At 58.4% G+C, this 12,477-nt stretch carries 9 protein-coding genes; 2 read left to right on the top strand and 7 right to left on the bottom strand.

The features are described from left to right. Window positions 1-12 precede the first annotated feature (12 nt). Window positions 13-1,758, bottom strand: coding sequence for a carboxylesterase/lipase family protein (locus tag LJ360_RS01685; RefSeq protein WP_264995068.1), 1,746 nt, complete (start codon window positions 1,756-1,758; stop codon window positions 13-15). 216 nt (window positions 1,759-1,974) lie between these two features. Then, a complete protein-coding gene (locus LJ360_RS01680; protein ID WP_264995067.1) occupies window positions 1,975-3,357 on the bottom strand; it encodes a DUF1329 domain-containing protein in 1,383 nt (460 codons plus the stop codon). A gap of 394 nt (window positions 3,358-3,751) precedes the next feature. Here LJ360_RS01680 and LJ360_RS01675 point away from each other — a divergent pair, with 394 nt between their 5' ends. After that, window positions 3,752-5,437 (top strand): methyl-accepting chemotaxis protein, encoded by a 1,686-nt coding sequence (locus LJ360_RS01675; RefSeq protein ID WP_264995066.1) that lies wholly within the window; start codon window positions 3,752-3,754, stop codon window positions 5,435-5,437. 48 nt (window positions 5,438-5,485) lie between these two features. Here LJ360_RS01675 and LJ360_RS01670 read toward each other — a convergent pair whose 3' ends face one another. Beyond that, entirely contained in the window at window positions 5,486-7,081 is a 1,596-nt protein-coding gene (locus LJ360_RS01670; protein WP_264995065.1) for a diguanylate cyclase, read from the bottom strand. A gap of 226 nt (window positions 7,082-7,307) precedes the next feature. Between LJ360_RS01670 and LJ360_RS01665 the strand changes: the two genes are divergently transcribed. Continuing rightward, window positions 7,308-7,931, top strand: a complete 624-nt coding sequence (locus LJ360_RS01665; RefSeq protein WP_245742457.1) for a QsdR family transcriptional regulator — start codon at window positions 7,308-7,310, stop codon at window positions 7,929-7,931. Between the two features lie 219 nt (window positions 7,932-8,150). Here the strand turns inward: LJ360_RS01665 and LJ360_RS01660 are convergent, their stop codons facing one another. From LJ360_RS01660 to LJ360_RS01645, 4 genes are all read right to left on the bottom strand, one after another. Continuing rightward, window positions 8,151-8,906, bottom strand: coding sequence for an SDR family NAD(P)-dependent oxidoreductase (locus LJ360_RS01660; protein WP_264995064.1), 756 nt, complete (start codon window positions 8,904-8,906; stop codon window positions 8,151-8,153). Between the two features lie 367 nt (window positions 8,907-9,273). Next, a protein-coding gene (locus LJ360_RS01655) for an IS3 family transposase (RefSeq protein ID WP_264995063.1) occupies window positions 9,274-10,436 on the bottom strand; the annotation gives its coding sequence in 2 pieces (ribosomal slippage) (window positions 9,274-10,187 and window positions 10,187-10,436; 1,164 coding nt in all). Between the two features lie 43 nt (window positions 10,437-10,479). After that, window positions 10,480-10,884, bottom strand: coding sequence for a hotdog fold thioesterase (locus LJ360_RS01650; protein WP_413774443.1), 405 nt, complete (start codon window positions 10,882-10,884; stop codon window positions 10,480-10,482). Window positions 10,885-11,023: 139 nt separating this feature from the next. Next, window positions 11,024-12,439, bottom strand: coding sequence for an aldehyde dehydrogenase family protein (locus LJ360_RS01645; RefSeq protein WP_264995061.1), 1,416 nt, complete (start codon window positions 12,437-12,439; stop codon window positions 11,024-11,026). Between the last annotated feature and the right edge of the window lie 38 nt (window positions 12,440-12,477).

Below are 12,477 nucleotides of genomic sequence, written 5' to 3'. Positions count from 1 at the left end.
GCTGACCTGTTATCAGGTCCCGTCCGTTGCCAGAGGAGGATCCGCCCAATAGGCACAGTTGTGGACATCCGCCGCCACCTCTACAGCTATCAGGGCTTCCGATGCAGGCATATTTGGCGACAGCTCCATGAGCTGTTTTCCGGTGCCGAAGTCCGGCCAGGCTGCGGTGCCATCCGCAGAGCTGGGGTCGCCATAGCGAGCAAACTGCACCCAGTGGTCGATCATCCGCTCCGACAGCGCAAGCTGCTGATCGTTGGCGCCACGGGCTTGCATTGTCGCTTCACTGTTGAGCACATACTGGATTTCCAGCGCATGGGCGGCGCCCAGGTCAAAGCTCAGCATCGGCGTTAGTTCAGGACCAAACAGGCTGGGTGCCTCTTGATCGGTGAACCAGTAACCATAGGTTGGAACGTCCTGATCCGCCAGGCTTTCGGCCTGGTCCAGCTGATTGCAGGCAAAGCGCCAGGATGTCTGGATGGACGCCAGCGCCAGGCTGAACCGGTCGGGATCATCGGGATCAGTGACTACCGGTGTGCTGAGAGGCCCACTGCCATCGGCAACCAGGTAGTCAGCCGCAACCTGGCCAGCATCGAGTTCCCTGGGATCAGACGCGAGCAGAATGCCGACTTCAGCCTCGTACTCTTGCGGTGTATCCACCGGGTCCGGTGCGCCCGCCAGTACCGCTGAAATCTCGTCCAGCGCCAGGAACAACCGTCCCTCATTGAGGTTGTTGCCGGTCATTACAGGGATGCCTTGCGGGAAGGACGCGCCCCCGACCTGGCTCAATGCTGACTGAATGGAGTAAGGCAGCATCCCCTGCCCCCAGGTTGGGTTGAACCACATGTCCCCCTGCACTTCGAGGATCCCGGCAGTGGTCACTGCTTCGTCACGCAGACACGCGGCGACGTCGGCGGCATCAGTGCAGCCCAGCGCTGCAACGACCGGCGCACCGATGAAGGCCTCGCCATACTCCTGAGGGATCTGGGTAGGCTGGTAGGCCCCACTTTGCACAATGGCCTTGTGAAACAGTCCTTCAGAACCAGTACCAGCCCCTGCTGAAACCAGTTGTGACAACACGCTGTGACCACCGGCTGACTCACCGAAGATGGTGACGTTACCGGCATCACCACCGAAGGCATCAATATTGTCCTGAACCCACTTTAATGCCAGTTGCTGATCCAGCAGGCCGAACTGGCCGTTACCTTCCGGCAACCCCGCCGCCGGCAGGAAACCCAGCACTCCCAGCCGGTAGTTCATGGTTACCACGACGACACCCTGCTCCACCAGCCGGGACGGTTCATAGGATGCTCCTCCGGAGCCGGTGATAAAGGCACCACCATGGATCCAGACCATGACCGGATGATCCTCTCCCTCGGTGGGTGTGTACACGTTCAGGAAGAGACAGTCCTCTTCCAGGCTGTCGGTAAAACCATTAAATGCGCTGCCGCCCTGGGGGCAACTGTTACCGAACTCACTGGCATCAAGCACCCCTTCCCAGCCCTCGGCTGGCCTGGGTGGTGCAAATCGCAGCTCTCCTACCGGTGGTTTCGCGTAAGGGATACCCCTGAATGCAAGCACGCCGTCCAGCTCAGTGCCCTCTACCTGGCCCAGCTGGGTCTGGCGCACATTGGACGGCAATTCAGCGCTGGCATCATCGTCAGAGTCCGAGGACGAGCCGCCACAGCCAGCCAGCAGGGTGGCCGCCAGCACGGTTGTCATCGACATGCGCCAGAAATGGTGATGCGGAAGGACATTCATGGTTGTTCTGCCTTGTCTGTTGTTGTCGTTATCCGGCGGGCTTCATAGCGGGACGCCAGAGGCGTTTTCGGCAAGGCAGATCCAAGGACCAACCCGTCGAAAACCTGTACACAGATTAAGGGCAGCTGGGGATACCTGTCTGGCGCCCCGGGGAAGAACTATGGGAAAGAAAGGTGTGTCGTGTCACTTCCATGTGACACACTTTCATGAATCGTCTCAGTAGTCGGAAAGACGACGTCGCAGGGTAAAGGGTGAGAAGTAGCGTTTGCCGGGGAATTCGTTCTTGAAGGTACGGGTACCTTCCGACTCATTGATCAGGCCAGTGGCATGGTAGATGCCTTTCGACAGGTCATGGTAAACCTCAAGGTCTGCCCACACCCCCGGCATATCATAGAAGTTCTTCAGCATGGCCATGGTAACCCGGTACAGGTTGCCCTGATCGTCGTATTGATCAACCAGCGCTATGTTCCAGCTGTCCTCGTCAGTATAGAACACCCGCTTGTGGTATAGATGGCGGGCATCTTCCCGCAGATTCGCTTCCACAACGTGGACACGGTGCAACTCCCAACGCATCAGGTCAGAGTTAAGGTGCTGCTTGTCCAGCACGTCATCGTAGGTGTACTTGTCGCTGGTGATCTCGAAATTGTTGTAGGGAATCAGCATTTCCTTCAGCCCTTTATACTCCCAGTTGTACCGGTCGAGGGCGCCGTTGAAGGTATCCGTGTCATCCACCGTGCGCAGATTACCCGCAGAGGCAATAGGGGCATCGTAACCAAGGCTGGGGGCACGGCGGACTTCGCCAGCGCTGAATCCCCAGGCCTTACGGGGTTCTTTTACCTGGTCGAGCGTCTCATGCACCAGGATACCACCGCCGGCATACTGCTCCGGCGCAATAACCGTGGACAGGTAGTAGTTAACAATGTTGTCCAGGTCTTCCGGAGAACCGCCTTCCTTGTTCCAGTTGAAGAAGACCTCCTGGCGCATGGTGACCCCACGATACTGGCCGTTCACCACGACGACTTCGGTGTACTCACGCTCGGCCCAGCGCCCCCGCCAACGGGTAAGGTGATTCCACATGGCCTGCATGGCCTTCTCTTCGCTGGTGCCGTGAAGAATCGGGAAAGGGTGTCCGCCAAAGGCATTCTGCACACCGTTACCACCATCTATCAGGCTCGCTCTCACAGCGTTCTTGCGGGTGTTCTCTGCGATGTGGTCCGGCGCTGTATGGGTACGCCGGGTGGGGAAGACCCTGAGCCGGAAAGTCTCTGGGTAGGCTTCCATCATTGCCACGACACCATCCGCCAGTACCTCACGATATTCAGCCACATTTGCGGCGGTCACCTCGTACCGGGGCTCATCGTCAGGATAAGGGTTAACGTGGTGGTCCCCCGTGCCCTCGTAACCATCCGGCCTGGTGGTGTCACCACCCGTCCAGCGGGGAATGGTGCCTGCCGAGTTACCGGAACGAACAGCACCAAACGGCGTCAGGCTATTGCCCAGCCGATTCGCCTCGGCCTGCGATACGGCAGCCTGGGTGAATGACGCACTGGTGAGGGCCAGCAGTGAAACACATAAGGCGGGGATCAGTTTTTTTTGCATAGTCTCGTACATCAGGGCCGACCATCTTATTGTTTTGACTGCCTGGCAGAACTCCGGAAGTCGGAATGCCTGCCGCGTGGATCTTCTGGGCATAATGGAATTTCGTCTCATTCTTTACCATTTACCGGGAGCTTGCCACCCCGGGACCGGCGGGTCGTGAATGGCCACTCAATCTTTGGTGAAAGGTCACATTGATTTAACGGATTTTTACAATTCCGCACCAGATTTCCGGCGCTCCCGGACGAAGCCCTCAAGCTGTAACCTCATCGGCCGTTAATAAGGGCATGACGAGAGTCCGGTTACATTTCGGAACGGCATTCCTTCCGCACATCCGGATAATTCGCAACCAACCTGTCTTGACCCGATGTCTTTTCCGATTGTCTGGAGTTTTACCATGAAACTGATGGAGCGACTGCGCATCCGTTCACGTCTGCTGATTGCTGTGCTGGTGCCGGTGCTGGTTACCGCCGGCGTGATCGCCTGGATTACCGCGAGCCAGCTTAAACAGAGTGGCGAACAGGAGGTGGAACGACTCAGGGAAAACCTGATCGAAGCCCACAAGGAAGGCCTCAAACACATCGTGCAGGCCGCCAGGAACGCTATTGAAGCAGATTACTCCAACCCGTCCCTGAGTGAAGAGGAAGCCAAGACGCGCGTCCGGAACACCATCCGTTCCATAGGCTACGGCAACAACAACTACATCTTTGCCTACACCCACGACTCCTTCAACCTGGCCTTCAGGCCCAAGCCGTCGGCGGAGGGGTACGTAAAAGACAGTACACCGGAAACCAAGGCCCTGCTGCGCAACCTCTTTGATGCCGGCAAGTCCGGAGATGGTTTTCATGCCTACGAATGGAAGAATCCCGCAAGTGGCAATGTTGAGCCGAAGCTTTCCTACTCGGTTCACCTTGAGAAATGGAACTGGGTCATCGGCTCGGGCATCTATGTAACCAGTGTCGACCAGACCATTGCTGCCGCCCGCGCCGAAATCGAAGCACAGATCGACAGCGCTTTGCTGAGCATTTTTGCCATCACCCTGGTTATTGTCATTCTGGCGGTCACTTTCGGGGCATTCATGGGCCGCAGCGTCACCGTTCCCCTCAACCGGGTCACTCGCACCATGGAAGATATTGCCAGGGGCGAAGGTGACCTCACCCGCCGACTTCCGGCTGAGGGCAACGATGAGCTGGCCGACCTTGGGACCCAGTTCAACGCCTTCGTAGCCAAGATTCATACCACCATTCGCGAGGTGGGAGACACCACCGACCAGGTGGCCTCAGCGGCGGAAGAGCTGAGCCGGGTGGCGGAAGAAACCCGCGCCTCGGTGCAGACACAGGGCTCCGAGACCGACCAGATAGCCTCGGCCATCAACGAAATGGCCGCCACCATCCACCAGATCTCCAGGAACGCTAACGAGGTCCAGAGTGCCGGGGCAGACGCAGACCGACTGGCGAAGGACGGTGGCCAGACCATGGCGGGCTCCCAGCAGTCGGTCAACGAGCTGTCACGGAACATCCTGCAAAGCGCCGAAGCCATCGAAGCACTGGCCTCCCGCAGCGACGAAATCCAGAAGGTACTGGACGTGATCCACGAGGTCACCGACCAGACCAACCTGCTGGCCCTGAACGCCGCTATCGAAGCTGCCCGCGCCGGTGAGCATGGCCGTGGCTTTGCGGTGGTGGCCGACGAGGTGCGCCAGCTGGCCAAGCGCAGCGGTGAGTCCGCAGGCCAGATCCGCGAGATGATTGAGGGCTTCATTAACGAATCCCGCAGCGCGGTAGAGCGGATGCGTTCATCCCAGGGACTGTCCGAGGAGACCGTAGAGCGGATCAACCATGCCAGCTCGGCCCTCAATACCATCGAGCAATCCGTGGAACATATCCACGACCAGGTAACCCAGATCGCCACGGCCGCCGAGCAGCAAAGCCAGGTGGCCGAAGAGATCAACCAGAACGTGGTACGCATAGTGGAAGCAGCCCAGAACAGCGACACCGGTGTTACCCAGACCAACGAAGCCAGCCAGGAGCTGGCACGCCTGGGCGAGCGGTTAAGGGAGCTGGTCTCTCAGTTCAGGGTATAGGTTCCCGGCTTTTTAACCGGTACTGTGGGGAGTCTGCGCGGCAAGCACTCAGGCAGACTCCCCGCTCTCCAGGTTGCCGTCGTCCGCAGTTGCAATAACGACCCGGTCCCGACCTTGCTCCTTGGCCTGGTAGAGTGCCCGGTCGGCCATCCTGAACAGGGTTTCCCGGTCTGACGCGTGGCCCGGGACGCAGGCGAGTCCTGCGGAGAATGTCAGCCGCACTGGCCCTCCCGGACTGAAGTCCATGTCCGAGAACGCACTCCTGAGGCGCCCTACCACCTCCAGGGCACTTTGCGGATCGATCCCCGGCAATACGAGCACAAATTCCTCACCACCGAAACGGGCCGCTACATCCTGCTTGCGGCTTCCGTCCTGCAGCAACTTCGCCAGGGCCACGAGGATGCGATCGCCCACATCGTGCCCCCAATCATCGTTCACCCGCTTGAAGTGGTCCAGGTCCATGATGCAGAAAGTTAGTGGTCGCTGCTCCCGTAAGGCCCGGGGAATTTCGCGCTCCAGCACCTCATCCAGCCAGCGTCGGTTGTAGAGCCCTGTCAGCGGATCGCGGATGGACTCTTCTTTGAGGGCGTTACGCAACTCCTCGATGCGTTCAAGTTTTTCCCGCAGATCGGCTTCGGTCCGCTTGAGTTCGGTGACGTCCCGGAAGACATAGACAATACCCCGCAGCTTTCCCGTTCCAGTACGAAAAAGGTTGCGCTGGACGCTGAGGATGCGGCCGTTGGCCTCAAGTTCGGGGGTGAACTGATGCCCCTGCAGTAAACCGGGAACCAGCTCACCGACCATCTCGCCCCTGAGCAGCCGGCGGCCATCTGACTCAAAGAACTGCCGGGCAGCGGGGTTTCGGTCCACCAGGCGGCCGCGGGCATCAGCAACCAGCACACCATCGGCCATATGTTCAAACACCAGCGAGCGAGCAATGGGCATGACATCCAGGAAGCCCTGCTTGCGGATGTTCAGCAGCATCAACACCGCCGTCACCAGGAACCCGAAGGGGCTGATATCCAGCCCCTGCAGAGGCTCGGGAAGGGCGCGCAATATGGTCAGGATATTGGCGAGGGAAGAAACCATCCCCCCGAACAGCAACAACGCGGCCTGTTTACGGTATGACCGGGACTGGATGATAAAGCGGATCAGCAGCACATAGGCTGCAAGGGTGACTACGTAGGAATAGAGGGCATGCAACCAGAAAGCCGGCCCGCCCCTGAAGGGCTGACCACTGTCTGAGGTAAAGCCTGCCAGGAACCAGTCATGGAAGGTGCCGTCCGTCAGGGCAACCAGGACGACCAGAACAGGTTCCACTGCGAGCAAGGTTATCAGGCTGGCACTGATACGCTCTTTTACGCCGGTGTACAGCAATACGAACACCAGGAAAGATGCCGGCAAGAGCACAACGCCGATAAACATCAGACGAAACCAGAACAGGGGCAAGGCGCCCGGCTCCGGAGCTAGCCCGGGGGCGGAAGAATGGAGCAGTTCCAGGGCATAGCACAGGGTCCACCAACTGACGCCTGCCATCATCACCGCAACAGCCCTGGCCGTCGGCGCATCCCGCCGTACCCAGGCGTAGCGAGCAAGCAAAAGCGTGACCAGGCAGGAGACGAACAGCGCCGCAATAAACAGCATCAACGGGCTCCGGATTTCAGTTTGCTAAATTGGTTATTGTTTTTATCGCCAATATGTTGGAAAGTCGTACCCATTCTCGAGACGTTACCGGGGAAGGTATCGTCCATTTATAGAGCGCTGGCTCTATTCCAACAGACTCACGTAGTCTATGAAACAAAAACAATGTCAAAAAAGGTAGCGACAAGGATGCTTTTAGTACCTTTTTAGTTCCAGAAGTGAGACCCCTGTGGCAGTTACCCATTCTCCATTGCAGCGTGAACTGCAGAAAACCCGTAAACGCTCCTCCGGGGCAACGCCTGCTGACGCTTTCAGTCGCGCCCGCCGCATCTGGCTGAAGGGCGATCGCCTGCACCTGGCTGACCTGGCAGAGGATCTCGGGATCGGGCGAGCCACCCTCTTTCGCTGGGTAGGCAACAAGGATCTGTTACTGGGGGATATTCTCTGGTCCCTGTATGCCCCGATCAGGGCTTCGGTGGTGGCATCTACCCCCGGCACCGGGGTGGATTTCGTTGTTGAGGTGTACCGGCGGATTACCATCGAACTGGTGAGTGCCAAGCCTCTGCGGGACTTTATCAAGCAGGACCCGGAGCATGCGTTGCGGGTGCTGACCTCTTCGGCCTCTACCATGCACAGTCGGGTGGTGGAAGCGAACACGCTGATGATCCAGGACCAGATTGACAAGGGATACCTGAAGAAGCCGCCTATGCGGGTGGAGAGTTTGTCGTACTTTATGGTGCGGCTGGCGGAGTCCTGCCTGTATTCCGATGTGATTATCGGGCGGGAGCCCAACATCGAGGAGGTGGAGGAGGCCTGCCTGGCGGTGAAGATTTTGCTTGGCGGGAAGCCTTAGCCCTGGTCCGGGTCCCGGTAATGATCTCCAGATGCCGGGTCTGCTGGTTTTGGAACATACGCCCGCAGGCCGAGAGGGCTTTCCGGCCCACGGGCGCCCCAACAATTCAGTAGTCCTCGAGCGAATCGATAAGCTAGCCCACAAACTCTCCCTTCCACTTGTGCAAGACCTCAGGTTAAGCACTCTGGCCTGGCGTATTGAGTGGCAGGCATTGGACAGTCACATATTTGACCGGTGCTGTGCCCCGTCTACCGGAATGCAGGCGCCGGTTACCCAGCTGGCCGCGTCAGAGGCCAGGAAGACAGCGACGTTGGCCACCTCCTGCGGTTTGCCGAAACGGCCCCAGGGGATGCGGTCGAGGGTACTCTGGTAGCGAGGAGAATTTGCTTTCTCGGCCTTGTCCCAGACACCACCGGGGAACTTGATGGAACCGGGGGCTATGCTGTTGACGCGGATGCCGTCCGGGCCGTGGTCTACCGCCAGGGACTTGGCGTAGCTGATCAGCGCGGCCTTGGTGGCAGCGTAGGGCTGGGTGGTGCCCACTTCGATGCCGGAGATGGAGGACAGGATGATGATGTTGCCGCTGCCGGCTTCTTTCATCCAGGGCAGCACCTTGTCCACGGCGCGTACGGTGGACATCAGGTCAAGGGTGACGTTCGCGTCCCAGGCTTTCAGGTCGTTACCGGCGCCAAGCGCGGAGACGTTGCTGACCAGGATATCCACGCTGCCCAACTCTTGGCGGGCACTGTCCAGGAACCCGTCAAGACTGGCCTTGTCGCCTACATCGCAGGCTTCCCGGTAGCCTTTTACACCCAGCGCTTCGATTTCTTTCAGAGTGTCATCCAGCGGACCTTCGCTGCGGGCGCAGATGGCCACGTTGACGCCCTCGGCAGCCAGCTCCAGGGCGATAGAGCGGCCGATACCTTTGCTGCCGCCGGTTACGACGGCGTTCTTGCCTTTCAGTCCAAGTTGCATGGGGATAGCTCCTTTATTGTATTTATTTGCCACGGAATCCACGGCCCTTCGACAGGCTCAGGGCGAACGCAAAAACACGGACAAAACAAAAGATAAAGACACTATTGGCCACGAAAACCACGAAAACCACGAAAACCACGAAAACCACGAAACTTAAAGCCAAAGACAGTCTCTCCAGTAACCATTTTCCTTTTTTCTATGGCTTAGTGACTAAGTTATCTTCTCTTTCCGTCTTCTTTCGTGGGTTTCGTGGATTTCGTGGCTGAAAATCTTTTCATCTTTTCTTTCCGTGCCCCCCGCTCGCCCTGAGCCTGTCGAAGGGCCGTGGCTAACCCTTAAAGATTAATAACTGTAGTGGTCAAGTGTTTTAGGCCACCGTCTTTTGAGTTTTCCAGTAGGCCTTCTCTGCCACATTCGGCGGCAATCCACCGTTGTGTTTGTGCGGTCTCAGTGCGCTGTAATATCCGATCATATAGTCCGTGACCGATTGCTTCGCCGAGGCAAAGCATGGATATCCGATTTCCGGCACCCATTCTGTTTTCAGACTCCGGAAGAAGCGCTCTGTCGGGGCGTTATCCCAGCAATTCCCTCGTCGGCTGAGGCTTTGTCTCATTTGATAACTCCAGAGCAGCTGCCGGAACCTCAGGCTGGTGTATTGGCACCCCTGATCCGAATGGAACAAGACTCCTGATGGCTTCCCACGGGATTCATACGCAATCGTCAGAGCCTTCTTCACCAGGTCCGTATTCGGCGACAGGGATATGGCCCACCCCACCGGTTTACGGGAGAACAGATCGATCACAACAGCCAGATAAGCCCAGCGCGCACCAGTCCACAGATAGGTTATGTCTCCAGTCCATACTTGATTGGGCCCCTCTACGTCGAACTCCCTGTCAAGAAGATTCGGAATATCCAGGTGCGGCTGATCGGCCTTCTTGTAAACGTGGCTTGGCGGCTGCGTACTGACCAGTCCCAGCTGCTTCATCCGTCGGCTGGCACGGTAACGGCTCAGCGGTATTCCGGCCTGTGTCACCATGCTGGCAATCGTCCGTGCCCCGGCTGAACCATTGCTGGTCTCGTGGGCCTCAATAACCTGCTCCTGGAGCGCTTGCTCAGCGTCACAGGGCGTTCTATCCCGGTCACGCCATGCCCGGTAGCTGCTGCGATGCACCCCAAACACCTGACACAGGCGCTGCACCGCATAGCTCTCTTCAAGTCGCTCGATTATCGAGAATTGCTCAGGGAGTCCGACATCAAGAGAGCGGTAGCCTTTTTTAAGATTTCCTTTTCTTCCTCCGACCGACGAAGGCGGCGCTTCAGTTCCTGAATCTCACGCTGCTCTGTGGTCAGGGCCTCGCCTCTGGGTGCTTTGCCTGCCCGTTCGGAACGAAGTTTACGGACCCAATACTCCATGGTGGATTTACCGACACCCATGGCATCGCAGGCAGCTTTCACCGTGTATCCTTGGTCGACCACCAACTGGGCAGCCTCCAAACGGAATTCCGGACTGAAGTTTCTAGTTTTCGCCATCGTCTTCACCTGATTCATTATGTGAGTGATCATACACTCAAAATCAGGTGGCCAGATTCACTATGCCACTACAAACCGCCATGGTGATGCGAGATACGCACACCAGCTTACCATCCTCGGTCTCGATACGGATTTCCCACACCTGGGTGGATCCGCCGGTGTGCAGTGGCCGCGCGGTGCCGTGAACCCAGCCCGACTTTACCGAGCGGATGTGGTTGGCGTTGATTTCCAGGCCGACACCGGCGGTGCCGTCTTTTTTCAGGCAGTGGTTGGTGGCCACACTGCCCAGGGTTTCGGCCAGTACCACCGAAGCGCCACCATGCAGGATGCCATAGGGCTGCACAGTGCGGGTGTCCACCGGCATCCGGGCGCTGATGTAGTCGTCACCCACCCCGGTAAACTCGATACCCATGTTGTCCACAGCGGTGTTCTTTACTCGCTCCTGCATGCCTTCGATGGTTGGGGTAATTGTCCAGATACTGCTCACGAATGGTTCCTCTTCAGTCCTGTAAACCAAAAGCGGGCATTCCCTGTGGGATATGCCCGCTTTCGTTAGCCTTCTATATTTACCTTATCGGTATCAGCCATTACAACTGCAAAGCCCGAACCTCGAGGAACTCTTCCAGGCCCCACTTGCCAAACTCGCGGCCGATGCCGGAGTGACCGAAGCCGCCGAAGGGCGCCAGCGGGTTGAAGGCACCGCCGTTAACAAACACCTGGCCGGTGCGCATCTTGCCGGCGACTTTCTTCGCCTTTTCCTGGTCGCCGGAGAAGACCGCACCGGACAGACCATAGGCTGTGCCATTGGCGATGCGGATGGCTTCTTCCTCGGTCTCGTAGGGGATCACGCACAGTACCGGCCCGAAGATTTCTTCCTGGGCGATGCGGCTGTTCGGATCCACATTGCCGAACACGGTTGGCTTGACGAAGTAGCCGTTCTCCAGCCCTTCAGGGGCCTCGGCACCGCCGGCCACCAGGGTGGCGCCTTCTTCGATACCCAGCTTGATGTACCCACGCACCTTGTCACGCTGATCGGCGGAGGCCAGCGGGCCGAGGCGGGTATTCTCGTCCAGGGGATCACCCAGCTTGACGCCGTTGGCAATGGCACCAGCGATTTCACAGGCCTGGTCGTGCTGATCCTTGTGCACCAGCAGGCGTGTCAGCGCGGTACAGGTCTGGCCGCTGTTCTGCAGGCAGTTCATGAAGGAGCCCTTCACGGAAGCCTCCAGGTCGGCGTCCGGCAGGATGATGGATGCGGACTTGCCGCCCATTTCCAGGGCGATGCGCTTGAAGTCGTCCGCCGCCGCGTGGGCAATCAGGTGACCAGTGCGGGTCGAGCCGGTGAAGGACACCATACGCACTTTCGGGTGCTTGATCAGGGTATCGCCCACTTCCTGGCCCAGGCCACAGACCATGTTGAACACGCCCTTGGGCAGGTCGGTACCGTCCAGGATTTCTGCCAGGATAAAGGCGCTTTGCGGGGACACTTCACTGGGCTTTAGTACGATGGTGCAGCCAGCGGCCAGGGCCGGGACCACTTTCAGGATGACCTGGTGAAGCGGATAGTTCCATGGGGTGATACAGCCAACCACACCCACCGGCGCGTACTGAACCTCGGAGTTCCCGGACTGCTCGGTGAACGGGTAGTCCGGCAGCATGTCCAGGTAGGTCTCGGTGACCTTGATGGGCATACCAGCCTGGATGATGCCAGCCAGCTTGATGGGCATGCCCACTTCCCGGGCTACGACCTGGGCAATTTCCGGGGCACGTTCTTTCAGGCCGGCATGCAGCTGTTTGATGACGTCAATGCGCTTCTCCAGCGGGGTTTCACTCCAGCTGTCGAAAGCCGCGTCGGCGGCGTCGATGGCCTGCTCCATGGCGGCACGATCGGAAGACGGCACCTTGGCAATGACGTCGCCGTTGGTTCCTTCGTGGACGTCGATGGTGTCGCCGGACCAGTCAACCCACTGGCCGTTGATGTAGTTCTTGCTCAGATTGTTCATGGTAATGCTCCTTTCGGGAGTCGATTTGTTGGATTCCC

Source organism: Marinobacter sp. AN1 (assembly GCF_026013985.1).
In the GTDB taxonomy this organism is placed as follows: Bacteria; Pseudomonadota; Gammaproteobacteria; order Pseudomonadales; family Oleiphilaceae; genus Marinobacter; species Marinobacter segnicrescens.
The sequence above is the reverse complement of the archived record's forward strand: the minus strand, read 5'-3'. Positions and strand labels throughout refer to the sequence as shown.